A 22,539-nucleotide genomic window follows, 5' to 3' on the forward strand; every position below is an offset into this window, starting at 1 on the left:
GCCCTTTTTTACTGATTCCCCTGCTCCGATGGACATCGACATGACCGACCAGACCACCCGCCTCCCCGTTCGCCGCGCCCTGATCAGCGTTTCCGACAAGACCGGCATCCTCGAGTTCGCCCGTGAACTGGCTGCCCTGGGCGTGGAGATCCTCTCCACCGGCGGCACCTACAAGCTGCTCAAGGACAACGGTGTCGCCGCCGTGGAAGTCGCCGACTACACCGGCTTCCCGGAAATGATGGACGGCCGCGTGAAGACCCTGCACCCGAAGATCCACGGTGGCATCCTCGGTCGTCGCAACCTGGACGGCGCGGTCATGGAGCAGCACGGCATCAAGCCGATCGACCTGGTAGCGGTCAACCTCTACCCCTTCGAGGCCACCGTCGCCAAGGCTGACTGCGACCTGCCCACCGCCATCGAGAACATCGACATCGGCGGCCCGACCATGGTCCGCAGCGCCGCGAAGAACCACAAGGACGTCGCCATCGTGGTCAACGCCAGCGACTACGCCGGCATCGTCGAGTCCCTCAAGGCCGGCGGCCTGACCTACGCCCAGCGCTTCGACCTGGCCCTCAAGGCCTTCGAGCACACCAGCGCCTACGACGGCATGATCGCCAACTACCTGGGCACCATCGACCAGGCCCGTGACACCCTCTCCACCGAAGGCCGTGGCGCCTTCCCGCGCACCTTCAACAGCCAGTTCGTCAAGGCCCAGGAAATGCGCTACGGCGAGAACCCGCACCAGAGCGCGGCGTTCTACGTGGAAGCGAAGAAGGGCGAAGCCAGCGTCTCCACCGCCGTCCAGTTGCAGGGCAAGGAACTGTCCTTCAACAACGTGGCCGACACCGACGCCGCCCTGGAATGCGTGAAGAGCTTCGTCAAGCCGGCCTGCGTCATCGTCAAGCACGCCAACCCCTGCGGCGTCGCCGTGGTACCGGAAGACGAAGGCGGCATCCGCAAGGCCTACGAACTGGCCTACGCCACCGACACCGAATCCGCCTTCGGCGGCATCATCGCCTTCAACCGCGAGCTGGATGGCGAAACCGCCAAGGCCATCGTCGAGCGCCAGTTCGTCGAAGTGATCATCGCCCCGAAAATCTCCGCCGCCGCCCGTGACGTGGTGGCCGCCAAGGCCAACGTGCGCCTGCTGGAATGCGGCGAGTGGCCGGCCGAGCGTGCCCCGGGCTGGGACTTCAAGCGCGTCAACGGCGGCCTGCTGGTGCAGAGCCGCGACATCGGCATGATCGCGGCAAGCGACCTGAAGATCGTCACCCAGCGCGCCCCGAGCGAGCAGGAGATCCACGACCTGATCTTCGCCTGGAAAGTGGCCAAGTTCGTCAAGTCCAACGCCATCGTCTACGCCAGGAACCGCCAGACCGTCGGCGTCGGCGCCGGCCAGATGAGCCGCGTCAACTCCGCCCGCATCGCCGCCATCAAGGCCGAGCATGCCGGCCTCGAGGTCAAGGGCGCGGTCATGGCCTCCGACGCCTTCTTCCCCTTCCGCGACGGCATCGACAACGCCGCCAAGGCCGGCATCACCGCCGTGATCCAGCCGGGTGGCTCCATGCGTGACAACGAAGTCATCGCCGCCGCCGACGAGGCCGGCATTGCGATGGTATTTACCGGCATGCGCCACTTCCGGCACTGAGTGACAGGGACGCACTGAAGCAGGCATCTGCTGCGTTGTCCGCCCCCTCCCCAATGCTCATTGCCAGAAGGCAACTCCGCTTGGTGAGGGCCCGGACGCCTTGCATCTACCCGCTCCATCGCGCCCCAAAGATCTGCAGGAACAAGCTTTTGTAGGGTGGATGACGCTTTTCTCATCCACCATCGGGGCCCCCGGCCCGCCTCCTCGAGGAGAACGCAATGAATGTACTGATCATCGGCAGCGGCGGTCGTGAACACGCCCTGGCCTGGAAAGTGGCCCAGGACCCGCGCGTCGCCAAGGTCTTCGTCGCCCCGGGCAACGCCGGCACCGCCACCGAAGCCAAGTGCGAGAACGTCGCCATCGACGTGCTGGCCATCGAGCAACTGGCCGACTTCGCCGCCGCCAACGTGCAACTGACCATCGTCGGCCCCGAGGCCCCGCTGGTGAAAGGCGTGGTCGACCTGTTCCGCGCTCGTGGCCTGGCCATCTTCGGCCCCACCGCCGGTGCCGCCCAACTGGAAGGCTCCAAGGCCTTCACCAAGGATTTCCTCGCCCGCCACAAGATCCCCACCGCCGACTACCAGAACTTCACCGAAGTCGAACCGGCCCTCGCCTACCTGCGTGAGAAGGGTGCCCCCATCGTGGTCAAGGCCGACGGCCTGGCCGCCGGCAAGGGCGTGATCGTCGCCATGACCCTGAGCGATGCCGAGGACGCCGTGCGTGACATGCTCTCCGGCAACGCCTTCGGCGACGCCGGTGCCCGCGTGGTGATCGAAGAGTTCCTCGACGGCGAGGAAGCCAGCTTCATCGTCATGGTCGACGGCCAGAACGTGCTGCCCATGGCCACCAGCCAGGACCACAAGCGCGTCGGCGACGCCGACACCGGCCCCAACACCGGCGGCATGGGTGCCTACTCCCCCGCCCCGGTGGTCACCCCCGCCGTGCACCAGCGCGTGATGGACGAGGTGATCTACCCCACCGTTCGCGGCATGGCCGAGGAAGGCAACGTCTACACCGGTTTCCTCTACGCCGGCCTGATGATCGACAAGAGCGGCGCGCCCAAGGTCATCGAGTTCAACTGCCGCTTCGGCGACCCGGAAACCCAGCCCATCATGGTGCGCCTGGAAAGCTCCCTGGTCCTGCTGGTCGAGGCCGCCCTGGCCAAGGCCCTGGACAAGGTGGAAGCCACCTGGGACCCGCGCCCCACAGTGGGTGTGGTCCTCGCCGCCGGCGGCTACCCGGGCGACTACGCCAAGGGTGATGCCATCGAAGGCCTGGCCGACGCCGCCGCCCTCGACGGCAAGGTGTTCCACGCCGGCACCGCCCTCAAGGACGGCCAGGTAGTCACCGCCGGCGGCCGCGTGCTCTGCGCCACCGCCATCGGCGCCAGCGTCTCCGACGCCCAGCAGCAGGCCTACCGCCTGGCGGAGAAGATCCGCTGGAACGGCTGCTTCTACCGCAAGGACATCGGCTACCGCGCCATCGCCCGCGAACGCGGCGAAGGCTGAGGTAGGTAAAGTTCCGGTAAAACCTCGCAAAGGCGGCCCAAGTGGCCGCCTTTGTCATATTCCGCCGGCTGGGCCTTGGCTATAATCCGGCCACTCATTCATGAAGGGACCTCGCCGTGCACCGGCTCAGGAATGCCATAGGACTTTGCGTCAGCCTGCTGCTGACCCTGCTGTGCCTGCATCCCCTGCACGCCGCAGAGGCGCCGCGCTGGAGCGCCCTGCTCGACCCCGCCGCCAGCCTCCAACTGGACGACGTGCGCGCCCAGCAATCCATCGCCCAGTTCAGCCCCGTCGACCTCGACCGCCTCTACACCCCCGGCGGCGAAAGTGCCCTCTGGCTGCACTATCCGCTGCCGGCCGGCCAGCACGAACGGCTGCTGCGGGTCTTCGCCCCCTACCTCTCCTACCTCGACCTGTACGTGGTACGGGGCGGCGAGGTGATCGACCACATCCGCACCGGCAGCCGCCTGCCCTACGCCGAGCGGCCGCTACCCAGCCGTGACTTCCTGCTGCCGCTGCCCCAGCGCAGCGAGCCCCTGGACCTCTACCTGCGGCTCTCCTCCGAGCACGCCCTGCGCCCCACCATCAGCCTGCAGAGCGCCGCGCTGATGGCCGCCGACGACAGCCGCCCGCTGCTCTTCGGCCTGCTGCTGGGCAGCCTGGTGATGCTGGTGCTGCACAACGTCCTGCGCTTCGCCTACACCCGTGCCGGCTGCAGCCTGTGGCTGGCCGCCACCCAGCTCTGCATCATCGCCACCGCGCTGACGCTGCTGGGCATCAGCAGCCCCTGGCTGGACTTCTGGCCCGGCGCCCAGTCGCAGTTGGCCAACCTCTCCATGCTGGCTGCCATGGTCTGCGCCCTGGTCTTCGCTGGCGGCTTCTTCCGCCGCGTCTGCCCCGACACCCCGCTCAACGGCCTGTTGATCAGCGAAGCCGTGGTGATCGGCATCACCGGTCTGCTCCTGCTGGTGGCCACCGACCTGCAGTTCAACCAACTGGTCTACGGCATGGGCGCCGTCACCGGGCTCAGCATCTTCGGCGTCGCTGTGCACCACTGGCGGGCCGGCTACCGTCCGGCGCGCCTGTTCACCCTGGCGCTGCTGGTGTTCTGCGTGGCCTTCCTCGGTTCGCTGCCAGCGCTGTTCGGCTACTGGGCCGTGCGGTCGGAGTGGCTGGCCTTCGGCCTGCTCAGCGTCACCAGCGTCAGTGGCGTGCTGATGAGCATGGCCATGAGCGAGCGCCAGCGGCGCATCCTCCTCGACGACTTCGTGGTCAGCCGCGAACTGGCCGCCAGCTCCGCCGAACTCAAGGCCAAGGGCGAGTTCCTGGCCAAGATCAGCCACGAGATCCGCACCCCCATGAACGGCGTGCTGGGCATGACCGAGCTGCTGCTGGGCACCCCGCTGTCGGCCAAGCAGCGTGACTACGTGCAGACCATCCACAGCTCCGGCAACGAGCTGCTCACCCTGATCAACGAGATCCTCGACATCTCCAAGCTGGAATCCGGGCAGATCGAACTGGACGACGTGCAGTTCGACCTCAACGCCCTGATCGACGACTGCCTGGACATCTTCCGCGCCAAGGCCGAGCAGCAGAAGGTCGAACTCATCAGCTTCATGCAGCCCCAGGTGCCGCGCGTGGTGGGCGGCGACCCGACGCGCCTGCGCCAGGTGCTGCTGAGCCTGCTGGACAACGCCTTCAAGCAGACCGACGAAGGCGAAATCCTGCTGGTGGTGGCCCTGGACACCAGCGGCGCCGAGCCACGCCTGCGCATCGCCGTGCAGGACAGCGGCCGTCCCCTGGAAGCCGGCGAGCGCGACGCCCTGCTCAACGCCGAACTGCACAGCAAGGACTTCCTCTCCGCCACCAAGCTCAGTGGCCGCCTTGGCCTGATCATCGCCCGCCAGTTGGTGCGCCTGATGCACGGTGACTTCGGCATCCAGAGCGGCGGCAACCAGGGCAGCACCCTGTGGCTGACCCTGCCCCTGGACAGCGAACGCCTGGAGCAGCCCGCCTCCGACCTCGACGGCCCGCTGCAGGGCGCGCGCCTGCTGGTGGTGGACGACAACGACACCTGCCGCAAGGTGCTCGTGCAGCAATGCAGCGCCTGGGGCCTGCAGGTCAGCGCCGTGCCCTCCGGCAAGGAGGCCCTGGCCCTGCTGCGCACCAAGGCCCACCTGCGCGAATACTTCGACGTAGTGCTGCTGGACCAGGACATGCCCGGCATGACCGGCATGCAACTGGCCGCCAAGATCAAGGAAGACCCGAGCCTCAACCACGACATCCTGATCATCATGCTTACCGGCATCAGCAACGCGCCGAGCAAGATCATCGCCCGCAACGCCGGCATCAAGCGCATCCTCGCCAAGCCGGTGGCCGGCTACACCCTCAAGACCACCCTGGCCGACGAGCTGGTCCAGCGCGCCGCCGGCGGCGCCGCCACCCTCCCCGGCTCCCAGGTCAGCTCGCCGCTCAACGTCCCCGGTGACTTCCGCATCCTCGTTGCCGAGGACAACAGCATCTCCACCAAGGTCATCCGCGGCATGCTGAGCAAGCTCAACCTGCAGCCGGACACCGCCAGCAATGGCGAGGAGGCCCTCAGCGCCATGAAGGAGCGCCAGTACGACCTGGTGCTGATGGACTGCGAGATGCCGGTGCTCGACGGCTTCTCCGCCACCGAGATGCTCCGTGACTGGGAGCGCGACGCCCAGCGCCCGCGCACCCCGGTGGTCGCCCTCACCGCGCACATCCTCAACGAGCACAAGGAGCGCGCGCGCCAGGCCGGCATGGACGGCCACATGGCCAAGCCGGTGGAACTGTCACAGTTGCGCGAACTCATCGAGCACTGGGTCGCCGAAAAGGAAATGCGCCGCCTGCGCGAACCGGGAAGCGCCCTGCATTCCTGAGGCTCCCGTAGCCCGGGATTCCGATCACGAATGAATTCGCTCGGCGGCGCTGCGCGCCGCTTGGCGACTGAAGTAGCCCCTACGAAGGCCTCACGCCCGCGCGCGGACATGACCGCTGCGCAGGGTGGATGACGCTCTTTTCATCCACCAGGTGGGGTCGGGCCTGGCATGCCGATGTGCCTGGCTCCGGGAGAGCGGTGGGCTGAAGCCCACCCTACGCCCACCCTACGCCCACCCTGCTTCTGCCCCGCGCCACGCCCGGTACCCACACCGCGCTGACACGACGCGCACCCCACATCCGGCGGCGTGCCGGCGTATGATTGCCCCTCGCCAGGGCGACCCGGATCAACGGGTATGGCCCCCGGCGCCTCCTACACTCACACCACCGTTGCCTCGCGAGCCCGTCCGATGCTCTCCACGATGTTCAGCCTGTACCTGAAGATGCTGGTGCTCTACAGCCCCTTCTTCGTCCTCTCCTGCTTCATCGGCCTCACCCGGGGCTACACGGTGAAGGAGCGCAAGAAGCTCGCCTGGAAGGTCGCCCTCGGCACCCTGGTGGCCAGCGCCCTGCTCTACCTGTTCGGCCAGAGCATCTTCAACGTCTTCGGCATCACCATCGACGCCTTCCGCATCGGCGCCGGCGCCGTGCTGTTCATCTCCGCCCTCGGCATGGCCCAGGGCAAGCCGGCGGTGCAGGCCGACAACGTCCAGCAGGACGTCACCATCGTGCCGCTGACCATCCCCCTCACCGTCGGCCCCGGCACCATCGGCGCCATGCTGGTGATGGGCGCCGGCCACGTGCACTGGAACGACAAGTTCACCGCCCTCGCCGCCATCGCCCTCGCCAGTGTCACCGTCGGCGTGGTGCTCTACCTCTCCAACCGCATCGAACGCATCCTCGGCGAGCAGGGCCTGCAGATCGTCAGCCGCCTGATGGGCCTGTTCGTCTGCGCCCTCGCCGCCCAGATCATCTTCACCGGGGTGAAGAACTACCTGGTGCCCTGACCGCGCACCGGCCACCACCAGGCCATCCGCAGGGCGGGGTCGACCCGTCCTGCAATGCGTGACAGCCGCAGCCCGGCGTGCACCACCCCATTGCCGGAGCGGCCCGCCGCGCCCCAGCGCAGTGCGCCACCGCACGCACCGCGCCCCCGCTGAAAGCCCCGGACGCCAGCAGCCACGGGCCTTTGGCGGACCTGGCACCGCCCTTGCTCTAGGGAATTCCAACTTGGATACAAGATGGAACCCCAGAACATGTCCGACGCCCCCATCGCCTTCACCCTGGCCGACTGGCAACAGGCCTACCGCGACCTGCTGCAACCCGCCGACCTGCTGCATACCCTGCGCCGGCACCTCACCGGGGAAGACAACGCCTGGATCAGCCTCGCCAGCGCCGAACAACTGGACGCCCAGCTCACCGAACTCAGCGCCCTGCTGGCCTCCGTCGACGGCGACCGGGAGCACCTGCCGCTGTACGGCGTGCCCTTCGCCATCAAGGACAACATCGACGCCGCCGGCTGGACCACCACGGCCGCCTGCCCGGCCTTCGCCTACCCGGCAACCGAGGACGCCACCGTGGTCCAGCGCCTGCGTGCAGCCGGCGCCATCCTCATCGGCAAGACCAACCTCGACCAGTTCGCCACCGGCCTCGTGGGTACCCGCTCGCCCTACGGCGCAGTAGCCAACACCTTCGACCCCGCCTATGTCAGCGGCGGCTCCAGCTCCGGCTCAGCCAGCGTAGTCGCCCGTGGCCTGGTGCCTTTCGCCCTGGGCACGGACACCGCCGGCTCCGGCCGGGTACCCGCCGGCTTCAACAACATCGTCGGGCTGAAGCCCACCAAGGGCCGCCTGCCCAACACCGGCCTGGTGCCGGCGTGCCGCAGCATCGACTGCATCTCCGTGTTCGCCCTGACCGTGGCCGACGCCGAGACCGTGGCGCACATCGCCGGCGGCTACGACGTCCGAGACCCCTACTCGCGGCAGAACCCCCATAGCGCCCCGGTGGGCATGCCCGCCGCACCCAAGCTGGCGGTGCCGGACAGCCTGGAGTTCTTCGGCGACGCACAGAACCGTGCCGTGTTCGACGCGGCCCTGGAGCGCCTTCGCGCCCTCGGCAGCACGATCACCCCGATCGACTTCAGCCCCTTCCGCCAACTGGCCGAACAGCTCTACCAGGGCCCCTGGGTGGCCGAACGCACCGTCGCCGCAGGCGCCATCCTCAGCGACCAGCCCGAGGCCATGGACCCGGTGGTGCGCAGCATCCTCGGCCAGGGCCTGGGCTACAGCGCCTGCGACGCCTACCGCGCCGAGTACCTGCGCGCCGAACTGGCACGGCGCATCAACGACGCCCTCGCGCCCTTCGACGCCCTGGTGGTGCCCACCGCGCCCACCCTCCGCCGCATCACCGAGATGGCCGAGGAGCCGGTGCGGTTCAACGCCCAGTTCGGCACCTACACCAACTTCACCAACTTCGCCGACCTCAGCGCCCTGGCCCTGCCCGCGGGCCTGCGTGCCGACGGCCTGCCGGCGGGCATCACCCTGCTCGCCCCGGCCTGGCACGACAGCGCCCTGGCCGACTTCGGCAAGCGCTGGCAGGCGGCCCTCGGCCTGCCCCTGGGCGCCACCGGCCGCGCCCTGCCGCCCCAGGCAGCACCGACCCAGGCCCCTGGCTGCGTCCGCGTCGCAGTGGTGGGCGCGCACCTCACCGGCATGCCCCTCAACGCCCAGCTCACCAGCCGCGACGCCGTGCGGGTGGAACAGACCCGCACCACGGCCGACTACCGCCTGTTCGCCCTGCCCGGCACCGTGCCGCCCAAGCCGGGCCTGGTCCGCAGCCAGGGTGGCGCGCCCCTGATCGTCGAGCTCTGGGACATCCCCCTGGCGCGCTTCGGCGAGTTCGTCGCGGAGATCCCGCCACCGCTGGGCATCGGCAACCTGCAACTGGAAGACGGCCGCTGGGTGAAGGGGTTCATCTGCGAGCCCTACGCTCTGGAAGGCGCCCGCGACATCACCGCCTTCGGCGGCTGGCGCGCCTTCATCGCCAGCCAGCCAACCGACAAACACTAGGGAGAGACCGTCATGTTCAGCACCGTACTGATCGCCAACCGCGGCGAGATCGCCGTCCGCGCCATTCGCACCCTCAAGCGCCTGGGCGTGAAGAGCGTCGCCGTGTATGCCGACGCCGACCGCAACGCCCAGCACGTCCATGAGGCCGACCTGGCCATCGCCCTGGGTGGCGACAAGCCGTCCGACAGTTACCTGCGCATCGACAAGATCCTCGCCGCCGCCGCGCAAAGCGGCGCCCAGGCCATCTACCCCGGCTACGGCTTCCTCTCCGAAAGCGCGGAGTTCGCCGAGGCCTGCGAAGCCGCCGGCATCGCCTTCGTCGGCCCCACCCCCGGGCAGATCCGCGAATTCGGCCTCAAGCACCGCGCCCGCGAACTGGCCGCTGCCGCCTGCGTCCCCATGGCCCCCGGCACCGGCCTGCTGCCGGGCCTGGACGACGCCCTGGCAGCCGCCGAGCACATCGGCTACCCGGTGATGCTCAAGACCACCGCCGGCGGTGGCGGCATCGGCCTCACCCGCTGCGCCGACGCCCAGGCACTGCGCGATGCCTATGAAAGCGTCAAGCGCATGGGCGAGCAGTTCTTCAGTGATGCCGGGGTCTTCCTCGAACGCTTCGTCGACCAGGCCCGCCATGTCGAAGTGCAGATCTTCGGTGACGGCCAGGGCCGCGTGGTCGCCCTGGGCGAACGCGATTGCTCGCTGCAGCGGCGCAACCAGAAGGTGCTGGAGGAAACCCCCGCCCCCAACCTGCCCCAGGCCACCCGCGAGCGCCTGCACGCCGCCGCCATCGAGCTGGGCGCCTCGGTGGGCTACCGCAGCGCCGGCACCGTGGAATTCATCTACGACGCCGCGCGCGACGCCTTCTACTTCCTCGAAGTGAACACCCGCCTGCAGGTGGAACACCCGGTCACCGAGATGGTCACCGGCCTCGACCTGATCGAATGCATGCTCCGCGTGGCCGCCGGCGACGCACTCGACTGGCCCACCCTGCAACGCGCGCCACAAGGCGCCGCGATGGAGGTGCGGATCTACGCCGAAGACCCGCTGAAGAACTTCATGCCCAGCCCCGGCGTGCTCACCGACGTGCATTTCCCCGACGACGTCCGCCTCGACGGCTGGGTCAGCACCGGCAGCGAGGTCTCGGCCTTCTACGACCCGATGATCGCCAAGCTGATCGTCCACGGCCGTGACCGCGACGAAGCCCTGGGCAAGCTGCGCAAGGCCCTCGGCGAAACCCGCCTGCATGGCATCGCCAGCAACCTCGACTACTTGCGCCAGGTGGTGGCCGACCCGCGCCTGGCCAGCGGCCAGGTTTCCACCCGCCTGCTCGACGACTTCGCCTTCCGCCCCAGCGCCATCGAAGTGCTGGAGCCCGGCACCTACTCCAGCGTGCAGGACTACCCCGGCCGCCTCGGCTACTGGGACATCGGCGTGCCGCCCTCCGGCCCGATGGACGACTTCGCCTTCCGCCTGGCCAATCGCATCGTCGGCAACCACGCCAGTGCCGCCGGCCTGGAGTTCACCCTGCAGGGACCGACGCTGCGCTTCCACTGCGATGCGCTGATCGCCCTGACCGGCGCCGACTGCCCGGCCGAACTGGACGGCGAGCCCGTGGACTACTGGCAACCGCTCGCCATCAAGGCCGGCCAGGTGCTCAAGCTCGGCCGCGCCACCCACGGCTGCCGCACCTACCTCGCGGTGCGCAACGGCCTGGACGTGCCGCTCTACCTGGGCAGCCGCTCCACCTTCGCCCTCGGCCAGTTCGGCGGCCACGCCGGCCGCACCCTGCGCCCGGCGGACATGCTGGCCATCTCCCAGCCCGCCCTGCCGGCCTGCACCACCCCGGCCCCGGTGGCGCCACCCCAGGCCGCCGACCCGAGCCTCATCCCCCGCTACGGCAGCACCTGGGACATCGGTGTGCTCTACGGCCCCCACGGCGCCCCGGACTTCTTCACCGCCGAGGCCATCGAGGCGTTCTTCGCCGCCGAATGGGAGGTGCACTACAACTCCAACCGCCTCGGCGTGCGCCTGTCCGGCCCCAAGCCGAGCTGGACCCGTGCCGACGGCGGCGAAGCCGGCCTGCACCCTTCCAACGTGCACGACTGCGAATACGCCATCGGCGCAATCAACTTCACCGGCGACTTCCCGGTGATCCTCACCAAGGACGGCCCGAGCCTCGGCGGCTTCGTCTGCCCGGTGACCATCGCCAAGGCCGAACTGTGGAAGGTCGGCCAGGTGAAGCCCGGCGACAGGCTGCGCTTCCACCCCATCGGCTTCCAGCAGGCCCAGAGCCTGGAGCAGGCGCAACTGGGCAGCCTCGAAGCGCTGGCCGCCATCAGCGCCATGCCCCTGCCGGCGCCCAGCCTGCAGCCGGGCGCTACCGTCTCGGCCACCGTGCTCGCCGAACTGCCCGCCGAAGGCACGCGGCCACGGGTGGTGTACCGCCAGGCCGGTGATGCCTACCTGCTGCTGGAGTACGGCGACAACGTCCTCGATCTCGCCCTGCGCCTGCGCGTGCACCTGCTGATGGAGGCCCTCAAGGCCGAACCCCTGGCTGGCCTGGAAGAACTGGCCCCCGGCGTGCGCTCCCTGCAGTTGCGCTATGACAGCCGCGTGCTGCACCAGCAGACGCTGCTGCAGCACCTCCTGCGCCTGGAACAGCGCCTGAGCGATGTGGCCGGGCTCCAGGTGCCGACCCGCATCATCCACCTGCCCATGGCCTTCGAGGACAGCGCCACCCTCGGCGCCGTCGAGCGCTACCGGGAAACCGTGCGCGCCGAAGCGCCCTGGCTGCCGAACAACGTCGACTTCCTGCAGCGCATCAACGGCCTGGACAGCCGCGAGGCGGTGCGCGACATCCTCTTCGACGCCAGCTACCTGATCCTCGGCCTGGGCGACGTCTACCTCGACGCCCCCTGCGCCGTGCCGCTGGACCCGCGCCACCGCCTGCTCAGCTCCAAGTACAACCCGGCACGCACCTACACCGCCGAGGGCACCGTGGGCATCGGCGGCCTGTACATGTGCATCTACGGCATGGACTCCCCCGGCGGCTACCAACTGGTGGGCCGCACCCTGCCGATCTGGAACAAGTACGTGAAGAACGCCCAGTTCGAGCATGGCCAGCCCTGGCTGCTGCACGTCTTCGACCAGGTGCGCTTCTACCCGGTGAGCGAGGCCGAGCTGGACACCTTCCGCGAGGCCTTCCGCGAAGGTCGCGCCGAGATCCGCATCGAGCACGGCCTGTTCGACTTCGCCGAATACAACCGCTTCCTCGCCGCCAACGCCGAGGACATCCAGGCCTTCCAGGCGCGCCAGAAGGCCGCCTTCGACGCCGAGGTGCAGCTCTGGCGCGACGACGACCCTGCAGCCGCCACGCCGCTGGCCGCCCCCCAGGACGACGAGGCCGACCTCGACGGCCACCTGGTCAGCGCCGACATGTGCGGCAGCGTCTGGAAGGTACTGGTCGAGCCCGGCCAGCACGTCGAGGCGGGAACCCCGCTGCTGGTGGTGGAGGCGATGAAGATGGAGCTGGCGGTCACCGCACCGGTGGCCGGGCGGGTCAAGGCCGTGCGCTGCCAGCCGGGCAAGGCGGTGACCCCGGGCGACGCCCTGCTGCTGCTCGACCCCAGCGAGGCCGCCTGAGATGCAACTGGTCGACCCGGACAAACGCGGCAAGGAGCGCCCGGAGAATCTCGCCGAACGCATCTACGCCCAGCTCAAGGACGACATCTTCGAGTTCCGCCTGTTGCCCGGCGACCGCTTCTCCGAAGGCGAGATCGCCACACGCATGGCGGTCAGCCGCACGCCCGTGCGCCAGGCGCTGTACCGCCTGGAGCGCGAAGGCTACCTGGAGGTGTATTTCCGCAGCGGCTGGCAGGTCCGGCCCTTCGACTTCACCCACTTCGAGGAGCTCTACGAAGTGCGCATCCTGCTGGAGCTGGAAGCGGTGCGCCGCCTCAGCGGCCGCCCCCAGGACGAGCTGCCCGAGGCCCTCGCACAGCTCCAGCGCACCTGGATGGTGCTGCCGCAGGAGCGGCTGCAGGACGGCCGCGCCGTTTCGCAGCTCGACGAGGCCTTCCACTGCCTGCTGCTGCAGGCTGCCGGCAACCGCGAGATGGCAAGGCTGCACGCGGAAGTCAGCGAAAAGATCCGGATCATCCGCCGCCTGGACTTCACCCAGAGCCCCCGCGTGGAGATCACCTACGAAGAGCACGCACGCATCCTCGGCGCGATCCTGTCGCGCCGCTGCGAAGAGGCACAGCACTTGCTGAAGAGCCACATCGAGGTCAGCAAGGCTGAAGTACGCAAGATCACCCTGCACATGTTGCACAGCGCTCGGCAACGGCCGCAGCCCGCCCAAGGGTGACGAGCAGGACCCGTTGAAAACTGCCCAGACAACAGACCGATAAACGCAGTGACTCACATACTCGAAAGAATGGAGATCGCCACATGCAACGTCGCAGCCTGATCAAGGCCTTCACCCTTTCCGCGTCCATCGCCGCCATGGGCCTGTCCTGGACGATCCAGGCCGCCGAGACCATCAAGGTCGGCATCCTGCATTCGCTGTCCGGCACCATGGCCATCTCCGAGACCTCGCTCAAGGACATGGCGCTGATGACCATCGACGAGATCAACGCCAAGGGCGGCATCAACGGCAAGAAACTCGAACCGGTGGTGGTCGACCCCGCGTCCAACTGGCCGCTGTTCGCCGAGAAGGCCCGCCAGTTGCTGACCAAGGACAAGGTCGACGTGGTCTTCGGCTGCTGGACCTCGGTGTCGCGCAAGTCCGTGCTGCCGGTGTTCGAGGAGCTCAACGGCCTGCTCTTCTACCCCGTGCAGTACGAAGGCGAAGAACTCTCGCCCAACGTCTTCTACACCGGCGCCGCACCGAACCAGCAGGCCATCCCGGCGGTGGAATACCTGATGAGCGAAGACGGTGGCAGCGCCAAGCGCTTCTTCCTGCTGGGCACCGACTACGTCTACCCGCGTACCACCAACAAGATCCTGCGCGCCTTCCTGCACAGCAAGGGCGTGGCCGACAAGGACATCGAAGAGGTCTACACCCCCTTCGGCCACAGCGATTACCAGACCATCGTCGCCAACATCAAGAAGTTCTCCGCCGGCGGCAAGACCGCGGTGATCTCCACCGTCAACGGCGACTCCAACGTGCCCTTCTACAAGGAGCTGGCCAACCAGGGCATCGAGGCGACCGACATCCCGGTGGTGGCCTTCTCCGTGGGCGAGGAAGAACTGCGCGGCATCGACACCAGGCCGCTGGTGGGCCAACTGGCCGCCTGGAACTACTTCGAATCGGTGGATAACCCGGTCAACAGCAAATTCGTCGAGCAGTGGAAGGCCTACGCCAAGGCCAAGAACCTGCCCAACTACAGCACCGCCGTGACCAACGACCCGATGGAAGCCACCTACGTCGGCCTCCACATGTGGGCCCAGGCGGTCGAGAAGGCCGGCACCACCGACGTCGACAAGGTCCGCGAAGCCATGGCCGGCCAGACCTTCGCCGCCCCCTCCGGCTACACCCTGACCATGGACAAGACCAACCACCACCTGCACAAGCCGGTGATGATCGGCGAGGTCCAGGACGACGGCCAGTTCTCCGTGGTCTGGCAGACCGAAGGCCCGCTGCGCGCCCAGCCCTGGAGCCCCTTCATCTCCGGTAACGACAAGAAGCCGGACTACGCGGTGAAGAACTAACCCAAAAGCTGGCGGCCTGAAGCCGGAAGCTGGACGTCCACGCGCGCCACTTCCCGCTTCGGGCTTCCGGCTTTCGGCCTCCCCCGCCGATACGGAGCCTCCCTCTCCATGCCCAACTGCCTTCTCCGAATCTTCCTGTCCCTGGCACTGTTGCTGCCCCTGGCGGCCCGGGCCGGTGACGCCAACGACTTCGCTGCCGCCAATCCGAGCCAGCAGGCCCGGCTGCTGGAGCGTTGGGCCGCCGAGCCCGACGCCGCGCGCCAACCGCTGCTCGATGCCCTGCAACAGAATCGCTTCGCCATCGACGCCAAGCTGGCCTACTTCGAACAGGACGGCACCTGGCAGGCCGCCGAGGGCGACACCGCCCCCGCCGCCACGCCGAAGAAACTGCGCCTGAACAACCGCCTGCGCGGCCTGTTGATCACCACCCAGGCCAGCCACCAGTTGCTCGCCAGCGACCCGACCCTGCGCCTGGCCGGAGCCCGCGAACTGCAAAAGAGCGCCAAGCCCGCGCAGCTCGCCCTGCTCAATGCCCGCGTGGTGGCCGAAGCGGACGGCGCCGTGCGCGACGCCCTGTCCCTGGCCCTGGCCAACCTGCAACTGGTCGACCCCGACCCAGGGGTGCGCCTGAACGCCGTGCGCCTGCTGGGCGAGACCGGCGACCCGCTGGCCCGCACCCGCCTGGAGGCGCTGCTCGACCCGGCCGTGGAAACCGACGCTGCCGTGCGCACCGCCGCCGAAACCAGCCTGGCCCAGGTCAAGCGTCGGCTGGCCCTGGGCGAAGTGCTCGGCCAAGCCTTCAGCGGCCTGTCCCTGGGCTCCATCCTGTTGCTGGCCGCCCTGGGCCTGGCCATCACCTTCGGCCTGCTCGGGGTGATCAACATGGCCCACGGCGAAATGCTCATGCTCGGTGCCTACACCACCTACATGGTGCAGCTCGCCTTCCAGCGCCTGGCCCCCGACCTGCTTGCCCTCTACCCGCTGGTGGCGCTGCCGGTGGCCTTCTGCGTCACCGCCACCATCGGCATGGCCCTGGAGCGCACGGTGATCCGCCACCTCTACGGCCGCCCGCTGGAAACCCTGCTGGCCACCTGGGGCATCAGCCTGATGCTGATCCAGTTGGTGCGCGTGGTGTTCGGCGCGCAGAACGTCGAAGTGGCCAACCCGGCCTGGCTCTCCGGTGGCATCCAGGTGCTGCCCAACCTGGTGCTGCCGTACAACCGCATCGTCATCATCGGCTTCGCCCTGTTCGTGGTGGCGCTGACCTGGCTGCTGCTCAACCGCACGCGCCTGGGCCTCAACGTCCGCGCCGTCACCCAGAACCGCAACATGGCCGCCTGCTGCGGCGTGCCCACCGGCCGCGTGGACATGCTCGCCTTCGGCCTCGGCTCCGGCATCGCCGGGCTCGGCGGCGTGGCCCTGTCGCAGGTCGGCAACGTCGGCCCCGACCTCGGCCAGGGCTACATCATCGATTCCTTCCTGGTGGTGGTGCTCGGCGGCGTCGGCCAATTGGCCGGCAGCGTGATGGCGGCCTTCGGCCTGGGGGTGGCGAACAAGATCCTCGAACCTTCGATCGGCGCCGTACTGGGCAAGATCCTGATCCTCGCGCTGATCATTCTCTTCATCCAGAAGCGGCCCCAAGGGCTCTTCGCACTCAAAGGACGGGTGATCGACTGATGAACCAGCCCCTGACCCTCACCGCCGCGCAGAAGGCCGGCCCGAAAGTCACCCTGGGCGTCGGCGCCCTGGTGCTCGCCGTGCTGATCGCCCTGCCGCTGCTGCACCTGCTGCCGGCCGACAGCCCGCTGCAGGTCTCCGCCTACACCCTGACCCTGGTGGGCAAGATCCTCTGCTACGCCATCGTCGCCCTGGCCCTGGACCTGGTCTGGGGCTATGCCGGGCTGCTGTCCCTGGGCCATGGGCTGTTCTTCGCCCTCGGCGGCTACGCCATGGGCATGTACCTGATGCGCCAGAGCGCCGGTGACGGCCTGCCGGCCTTCATGAGTTTCCTCGTCTGGAACGAACTGCCCTGGTACTGGACCGGCACCTCCAGCTTCCTCTGGTCGCTGTGCCTGGTGGTGCTCGCCCCCGGTCTGCTGGCCCTGGTGTTCGGCTTCTTCGCCTTCCGCTCGCGGATCAAGGGCGTGTACTTCTCGATCATGACCCAGGCCCTGACCTTCGCCGGCATGCTGCTGTTCTTCCGCAACGAGACCGGCTTCGGCGGCAACAACGGCTTCACCGACTTCAAGCGCATCCTCGGCTTCGACATCACCGCGCCGGGCACCCGCGCCGTGCTGTTCCTGGCCACGGTGGCGCTGCTGGTGAGCGCCCTGGTGCTCGGTTGGCGCCTGTCGAAGAGCAAGTTCGGCCGGGTGCTCACCGCCCTGCGCGACGCCGAGAACCGGCTGATGTTCTGCGGCTACGACCCGCGCGGCTACAAGCTGTTCATCTGGGTGCTGTCGGCCGTGCTCTGCGGCCTGGCCGGCGCCCTGTACGTGCCCCAGGTGGGCATCATCAACCCCAGCGAAATGTCCCCCACCAACTCCATCGAGGCCGCCGTCTGGGTCGCCCTCGGCGGGCGCGGCTCGCTCATCGGCCCGCTGCTGGGCGCCGGGCTGGTCAACGGCATGAAGAGCTGGTTCACCGTGGCCTTCCCTGAGTACTGGCTGTTCTTCCTCGGCGCGCTGTTCATCCTCGTCACCCTGTACCTGCCCAAGGGCGTGATCGGCCTGCTGAAGAAGGAGGGCAAGTGATGCGTGCCACCCCGAACTTCATGCTCGAACCCGCCTACGACCCCAACCGCGACGCCGGCAGCAGTCGCGATGCCCTGGGCCTCGGCCAGGCTGCCGGGCAGGGGCTGAACACCCGCCACGGCACCATCCTCACGCTGGAAGACATCAGCGTCAGCTTCGACGGCTTCAAGGCGCTCAACGACCTCAACCTGTACATCGGCGTCGGCGAGCTGCGCTGCATCATCGGCCCCAACGGCGCGGGCAAGACCACGCTGATGGACGTCATCACCGGCAAGACCCGCCCTGACACCGGCCAGGCCTGGTTCGGCGAAACCCTCGACCTCACCCGCATGAGCGAAGTCGAGATCGCCCAGGCCGGCATCGGCCGCAAGTTCCAGAAGCCCACGGTGTTCGAGGCGCTCAGCGTGTTCGAGAACCTGGAGCTGGCGCAGAAGACCGACAAGTCGGTGTGGGCCAGCCTGCGCGCCCGCCTCACTGGCGAGCAGCAGGACCGCATCGACGAGGTGCTCGCCACCATCCGCCTGGACAGCGCGCGCCAGCGCCCTGCCGGCCTGCTCTCCCACGGCCAGAAGCAGTTCCTGGAGATCGGCATGCTGCTGATGCAGGACCCGCAACTGCTGCTGCTCGACGAGCCGGTGGCGGGCATGACCGACGCCGAGACCGAATTCACCGCCGAGCTGTTCAAGGGCCTCGCGCGCAAGCACTCGCTGATGGTGGTGGAACACGACATGGGCTTCGTCGGCAGCATCGCCGACCACGTCACCGTGCTCCACCAGGGCCACGTCCTGGCCGAAGGCTCCCTCGCCCAGGTCCAGGCCAACGAACAGGTGATCGAGGTGTACCTCGGCCGCTGAGGAACGAACCCAGGGGGGATGACGCTTTTCCCATCCCCCCGGCAAGGCACGGTGGATCGATGAAGCGCGATCCTCCCCACGCAAAGACAAGGACATCGACATGCTCAAAGTCGACCAGCTCCACCAGTACTACGGCGGCAGCCACATCCTCCGCGGCCTCTCCTTCGAAGCCCGGATCGGCGAAGTCACCTGCCTGCTCGGGCGCAACGGCGTGGGCAAGACCACCCTGCTGAAATGCCTCATGGGCCTGATCCCGGCCAGGGAAGGCACGGTGAACTGGGAGGGCCGCGCCATCACCGGGCTCAAGCCGCACCAGCGCGTGCACGCCGGCATCGCCTACGTGCCCCAGGGCCGCGAGATCTTCGGCCGCCTGACCGTGGAGGAAAACCTGCTGATGGGCCTGTCCCGCTTCAGCGCCCGTGACGCCAGGGCCGTGCCCGAATCCATCTACGCGCTGTTCCCGGTGCTGCGCGAGATGAAGCACCGCCGCGGCGGCGACCTCTCCGGCGGCCAGCAGCAGCAACTGGCCATCGGCCGCGCCCTGGCCAGCCGGCCGCGTCTCCTGATCCTCGACGAGCCCACCGAGGGCATCCAGCCCTCGGTGATCAAGGAGATCGGCGCGGTGATCCGCACGCTGGCCGAACGCGGCGACATGGCCATCCTGCTGGTGGAGCAGTTCTACGACTTCGCCGCCGAACTGGCCGACCAGTACCTGGTGATGAGCCGGGGCGAAGTCATCCAGCAGGGGCGCGGGGAACACATGGAGGCCGAAGGGGTGAGAGGGTTGGTGGCCATCTGAAAAGCAATGGGTGACTTGTCACTTGAGCCCCCGAAGCGCACACGGTGATCGTGCCTGGCACACAAGGTGGGGCGGGGAAACGGCCCCTTCAGAAGACCGAGCGCAGTGGGCTGCCAGAGCTGTAGCAAGGCGACAGGTACGTTGACACACACCGCGACTGAAAAAAGAAACTCCCCCGGCGGGGCGAAACCAGAAACCTCCACAGAACTCGCAGATCAACCGGACTCTTTGAGCGTCAAATCTGCACCGAATCGGTTCAGGGCACGCCTCTTGCTTGCCCACTCGGTCAACTATTCCGGGAAACGCCACCGCCCCATGAAGCTGCCTGCCACCCCGTTCACGCCGAGCTGGCCCGCCGAACTGGAACTGGCCCATGCCCGCCGGGGGGAATGCACCATTCCGGTGCCGGACCGCCACCTCGGCCCCCTGAGGGTGCAAAAACACCTGCATGCAGAAGGCCCGGAGGTGTGCCAGCCCGTCATCGTCCACCCGCCCGGCGGCATCGACCTGCACGGCGATGTCCGTCTGCTTTACTGGGACATCGTGGCCCTCGGCCGCCCCGCTGCCGGCGAGCGCTTCGGCGACGGCCACTACCAGGCCGCTCTCGACATCCACTGTGACGGGCGTGGCGTCCTCACCCAATGGCCCGGCCTGGTCCCGGCCTGCTGCCTGGGCCCCGAGGCCCTGCAGGCCCGTGCCTGGCTCATCGAACTCTGGCGCCTGCTGCGCCCTGCCCTGCTCGGCCGCGAGGCCAAGCCCCCGCGAACCTGGAGTACTTGAGATGGACCTGTCGCCCCGCGAGAAAGACAAGCTGCTGATCTTCACCGCCGTCCGGCTGGAGGGTGCCCGCGACGGCCAGGCCCTGGCCCAACTGATGCGCTACGGCACCAAGCTGGTGAGCGTCCACCAGCCCATCGCCTGAGGTCGCCATGCCCTACGTCATCCATGACGCGCGGGACGCCGACTTGCCCGGCATCCTCGCCATCTACAACGACGCCGTGGCCCACACCACAGCGATCTGGAACGAAACCCAGGTGGACCTGGCCAACCGCCAGGCCTGGCTGGCCGAGCGCCGTGCCGCCGGCTTCCCGGTGCTGGCGGCGGTATCCCCCGCTGGCGAGGTGCTCGGCTACGCCACCTACGGCACCTGGCGCAGCATCGAAGGCTTCCGCCACACCGTGGAGCACTCGGTCTACGTGCGCGACGGCCTGCGCGGCCAGGGCATTGGCCGGCACCTGCTGGAAACCCTGGTGCACCGCGCCCAGGAGGCCGGGCTGCATGTGATGGTGGCGGCCATCGAGACGCAGAACAGCGCTTCCATCCACCTGCACCAGCGCCTCGGCTTCGTCGTCACCGGGCAGATGCCGCAGGTGGGGCGCAAGTTCGGCCGCTGGCTGGACCTGACCTTCATGCAGCGCCAGTTGGGCGAAACCCCGTGACGCCGGCCCTGCAGATCGACCGGCTCGACGCCGCCGGCCTGGCCCGGCAGCGCCCGGCGCTGGTGGCCTTGCTGCTGGACAGTGTCGGCCACGGCGCCTCGGTGGGGTTCCTCGCCGACCTGGATGCCGACGCGGCGGGGACCTACTTCGACCAGGTGCAGCAGGCCCTGGACGCAGGCGCGCAGTGGCTGTGGATCGCACAGCGCCAGGGCCAGGTACTCGGTAGCGTGCAGCTCGGCCTGTGCCAGAAGCCCAATGGGCTGAACCGCGCCGAGGTGCAGAAGTTGCTGGTGCTCAGCACCGCACGCCGCCAGGGCATTGCCCAGGCGCTGATGCAGCGCCTGGAGGCCGAGGCCCTGGCCGCCCGGCGCGGCCTGCTGTACCTGGACACCGAAGCCGGCAGCGATGCCGAGGCCCTCTACCAGCGCCTCGGCTACACCTGCATCGGCGGCCTGCCCGACTACGCCTGCGGCCCGGATGGCACCTACCGGGCCAACGCCATCTACTACAAGACGCTCTTCAACGCCTGACCCATGATTCCCGGCGAATACCAGACCCGGGACGGCGAGATCGAGCTCTATGCCGGCCGCCGCCCCCTCCCCCTCTCCGTGACCGACACCGGCGGCCGGCGAACTCAGGCGTCCACCGGCGGCGTCTGCACATCGGGCAGGGTCAGCTCGATGGTCTCGGCCAGGGAGTTTTCCAGGCGCTGTAGCTCGCCTTCCAGGGCGGCCTGATCGTCGCCGTGGCGTTCGGCGATGCGGGCGAAGCCGTCGGCCACTTCGAGGAAGGCCATGACCACCAGCGGGTCGAAGTGGCTGCCGCTGGCAGCGCTGATCCGCCGTACCGCCTCGTCGCCGCCCACCCTGGGACGGTACGGGTGCGGTGCGGTGAGTTCGTCATAGTGGTCGGCCACCGCCATCAGCCGCGCCGCCAAGGGGATCTGCTCGCCCCGCAGACCGTCGGGGTAGCCGTCGCCGTCCCAGCGCTCGTGGTGGGACTGGATGATCTGCCGGGCGTAGCTCAGGAAACCCTCGCCCTCGCCGCCCGCCAGGCGCCGGTCGGCGCGCTCCAGGGCTTCGCGGCCCAGGCGGGTGTGGCTCTGCATCAGCCGCAGGTCGTCGCCCTCCAGCGCGCCGGGGTTGAGCAGGACGCGGTCCGGCAGGGCCACCTTTCCGATGTCGTGCAACTGCGCCGACTTGGCCATCAGCGCCACCTTGTCCGGGGTCAGTTCGTCGGCCAGGGCCGGTTGCTGCCGGGCCAGGGCGCCGCCGAGCAGGCGCATGTACAGCTCGATGCGCACCAGGTGGTTGCCGGCGGGGTTGTCGCGCAGGTCGGCCAGGTTCGCCAGGGCCTCGATGGTGGCTTCGTGCAGGTGGCTGATCTCGCGGGTGCGGCGACGCACCTCCAGTTCCAGGTATTCGCTCTTGTCCCGCAGGAAGTCGGCGTTGGCCTTGAGCTGCAGTTGGGCCTGGATGCGCGCGAGGACGATGGGCGGACTGATGGGCTTGGTGATGTAGTCCACCGCGCCAAGGTCGAAACCGTGCTGCTCGTCCGCCGCTTCACCCCGGGCGGTGAGGAACACCACCGGGATGTCGCGGGTGGCCGGGTCGGCCTTGAGCCGGGCGCAGACTTCGTAGCCGTCCATCTGCGGCATCATCACGTCCAGCAGGATCAGGTCCGGCGGCTGCCGGCCGCCGGCGATGCGCAGGGCCTTCTCGCCACTGCCGGCGACCTTGACCCGGTAGCGGTCCATCAGCAGCTCGCTCATGAGCGCCAGGTTGTCGGGCGTGTCGTCCACCACCAGCACCACTTCACGCTCGGGTCTGTCCAGCATCCCGGTCATCACGGCAC

17 protein-coding genes are annotated in these 22,539 nt (G+C 68.5%); 16 read left to right on the plus strand and 1 reads right to left on the minus strand.

What is annotated here, in order from left to right; genetic code table 11:
- Positions 1-40 precede the first annotated feature (40 nt).
- The 16 genes from purH (at position 41) to A9G05_RS19050 (ending at position 21,215) form a co-directional block, all read left to right on the plus strand.
- Complete coding sequence (gene purH, locus A9G05_RS18980) at positions 41-1,648, plus strand: bifunctional phosphoribosylaminoimidazolecarboxamide formyltransferase/IMP cyclohydrolase (protein WP_069562481.1); 1,608 nt, start codon at positions 41-43, stop codon at positions 1,646-1,648.
- Between the two features lie 218 nt (positions 1,649-1,866).
- The gene (gene purD / locus A9G05_RS18985; protein WP_069562451.1) at positions 1,867-3,156 is read left to right on the plus strand and encodes a phosphoribosylamine--glycine ligase; all 1,290 of its coding nucleotides are present in this window, start codon (positions 1,867-1,869) and stop codon (positions 3,154-3,156) included.
- 116 nt (positions 3,157-3,272) lie between these two features.
- On the plus strand, positions 3,273-6,062 hold the full coding sequence (locus A9G05_RS18990; RefSeq protein WP_069562452.1) for a hybrid sensor histidine kinase/response regulator: 2,790 nt from the start codon (positions 3,273-3,275) through the stop codon (positions 6,060-6,062).
- A 408-nt stretch (positions 6,063-6,470) separates the two neighbouring features.
- Entirely contained in the window at positions 6,471-7,067 is a 597-nt protein-coding gene (locus tag A9G05_RS18995; protein ID WP_069562482.1) for a MarC family protein, read from the plus strand.
- 249 nt (positions 7,068-7,316) lie between these two features.
- The gene (gene atzF / locus A9G05_RS19000) at positions 7,317-9,128 is read left to right on the plus strand and encodes an allophanate hydrolase (protein ID WP_240924823.1); all 1,812 of its coding nucleotides are present in this window, start codon (positions 7,317-7,319) and stop codon (positions 9,126-9,128) included.
- A 12-nt stretch (positions 9,129-9,140) separates the two neighbouring features.
- Positions 9,141-12,770, plus strand: coding sequence for an urea carboxylase (uca, locus tag A9G05_RS19005; RefSeq protein ID WP_069562454.1), 3,630 nt, complete (start codon positions 9,141-9,143; stop codon positions 12,768-12,770).
- Position 12,771: 1 nt separating this feature from the next.
- The gene (locus tag A9G05_RS19010; protein ID WP_069562455.1) at positions 12,772-13,494 is read left to right on the plus strand and encodes a GntR family transcriptional regulator; all 723 of its coding nucleotides are present in this window, start codon (positions 12,772-12,774) and stop codon (positions 13,492-13,494) included.
- An 83-nt stretch (positions 13,495-13,577) separates the two neighbouring features.
- A complete protein-coding gene (gene urtA / locus A9G05_RS19015) occupies positions 13,578-14,840 on the plus strand; it encodes an urea ABC transporter substrate-binding protein (RefSeq protein WP_069562456.1) in 1,263 nt (420 codons plus the stop codon).
- 108 nt (positions 14,841-14,948) lie between these two features.
- Entirely contained in the window at positions 14,949-16,517 is a 1,569-nt protein-coding gene (gene urtB, locus A9G05_RS19020) for an urea ABC transporter permease subunit UrtB (protein WP_069562457.1), read from the plus strand.
- Positions 16,517-17,593: an urea ABC transporter permease subunit UrtC gene (gene urtC / locus A9G05_RS19025; protein ID WP_069562458.1), complete on the plus strand. Its 1,077-nt coding sequence runs from the start codon at positions 16,517-16,519 to the stop codon at positions 17,591-17,593. The genes urtB and urtC overlap by 1 nt, the downstream gene beginning before the upstream one ends.
- A complete protein-coding gene (gene urtD / locus A9G05_RS19030; RefSeq protein ID WP_069562459.1) occupies positions 17,593-18,447 on the plus strand; it encodes an urea ABC transporter ATP-binding protein UrtD in 855 nt (284 codons plus the stop codon). The genes urtC and urtD overlap by 1 nt, the downstream gene beginning before the upstream one ends.
- A gap of 100 nt (positions 18,448-18,547) precedes the next feature.
- Complete coding sequence (gene urtE, locus A9G05_RS19035) at positions 18,548-19,246, plus strand: urea ABC transporter ATP-binding subunit UrtE (protein WP_069562460.1); 699 nt, start codon at positions 18,548-18,550, stop codon at positions 19,244-19,246.
- Positions 19,247-19,561: 315 nt separating this feature from the next.
- Positions 19,562-20,026: an urease accessory protein UreD gene (locus A9G05_RS19040; protein WP_069562461.1), complete on the plus strand. Its 465-nt coding sequence runs from the start codon at positions 19,562-19,564 to the stop codon at positions 20,024-20,026.
- Between the two features lies 1 nt (position 20,027).
- A complete protein-coding gene (locus tag A9G05_RS27355; protein ID WP_371850577.1) occupies positions 20,028-20,168 on the plus strand; it encodes a hypothetical protein in 141 nt (46 codons plus the stop codon).
- A 7-nt stretch (positions 20,169-20,175) separates the two neighbouring features.
- Complete coding sequence (locus A9G05_RS19045) at positions 20,176-20,685, plus strand: GNAT family N-acetyltransferase (RefSeq protein ID WP_069562462.1); 510 nt, start codon at positions 20,176-20,178, stop codon at positions 20,683-20,685.
- The gene (locus A9G05_RS19050) at positions 20,682-21,215 is read left to right on the plus strand and encodes a GNAT family N-acetyltransferase (protein WP_069562463.1); all 534 of its coding nucleotides are present in this window, start codon (positions 20,682-20,684) and stop codon (positions 21,213-21,215) included. The genes A9G05_RS19045 and A9G05_RS19050 overlap by 4 nt, the downstream gene beginning before the upstream one ends.
- 104 nt (positions 21,216-21,319) lie before the next feature.
- Here the strand turns inward: A9G05_RS19050 and A9G05_RS19055 are convergent, their stop codons facing one another.
- Positions 21,320-22,531 (minus strand): two-component system response regulator, encoded by a 1,212-nt coding sequence (locus tag A9G05_RS19055; protein ID WP_069562464.1) that lies wholly within the window; start codon positions 22,529-22,531, stop codon positions 21,320-21,322.
- Between the last annotated feature and the right edge of the window lie 8 nt (positions 22,532-22,539).

The sequence above is a fragment of the Pseudomonas sp. ENNP23 genome, assembly GCF_001728945.1.
GTDB lineage: Bacteria > Pseudomonadota > Gammaproteobacteria > Pseudomonadales > Pseudomonadaceae > Metapseudomonas > Metapseudomonas otitidis.

Coding starts and splice junctions, on each gene's coding strand:
- urtC (WP_069562458.1), top strand. CDS start 16,517: ATGAACCAGCCCCTGACCCTCACCGCCGCGCAGAAGGCCGGCCCGAAA.
- urtD (WP_069562459.1), top strand. CDS start 17,593: ATGCGTGCCACCCCGAACTTCATGCTCGAACCCGCCTACGACCCCAAC.
- uca (WP_069562454.1), top strand. CDS start 9,141: ATGTTCAGCACCGTACTGATCGCCAACCGCGGCGAGATCGCCGTCCGC.
- purD (WP_069562451.1), top strand. CDS start 1,867: ATGAATGTACTGATCATCGGCAGCGGCGGTCGTGAACACGCCCTGGCC.
- A9G05_RS19010 (WP_069562455.1), top strand. CDS start 12,772: ATGCAACTGGTCGACCCGGACAAACGCGGCAAGGAGCGCCCGGAGAAT.
- A9G05_RS19040 (WP_069562461.1), top strand. CDS start 19,562: ATGAAGCTGCCTGCCACCCCGTTCACGCCGAGCTGGCCCGCCGAACTG.
- purH (WP_069562481.1), top strand. CDS start 41: ATGACCGACCAGACCACCCGCCTCCCCGTTCGCCGCGCCCTGATCAGC.
- urtB (WP_069562457.1), top strand. CDS start 14,949: ATGCCCAACTGCCTTCTCCGAATCTTCCTGTCCCTGGCACTGTTGCTG.
- urtA (WP_069562456.1), top strand. CDS start 13,578: ATGCAACGTCGCAGCCTGATCAAGGCCTTCACCCTTTCCGCGTCCATC.
- A9G05_RS18995 (WP_069562482.1), top strand. CDS start 6,471: ATGCTCTCCACGATGTTCAGCCTGTACCTGAAGATGCTGGTGCTCTAC.
- A9G05_RS27355 (WP_371850577.1), top strand. CDS start 20,028: ATGGACCTGTCGCCCCGCGAGAAAGACAAGCTGCTGATCTTCACCGCC.
- urtE (WP_069562460.1), top strand. CDS start 18,548: ATGCTCAAAGTCGACCAGCTCCACCAGTACTACGGCGGCAGCCACATC.
- A9G05_RS19045 (WP_069562462.1), top strand. CDS start 20,176: ATGCCCTACGTCATCCATGACGCGCGGGACGCCGACTTGCCCGGCATC.
- A9G05_RS19055 (WP_069562464.1), bottom strand. CDS start 22,531: ATGACCGGGATGCTGGACAGACCCGAGCGTGAAGTGGTGCTGGTGGTG.
- atzF (WP_240924823.1), top strand. CDS start 7,317: ATGTCCGACGCCCCCATCGCCTTCACCCTGGCCGACTGGCAACAGGCC.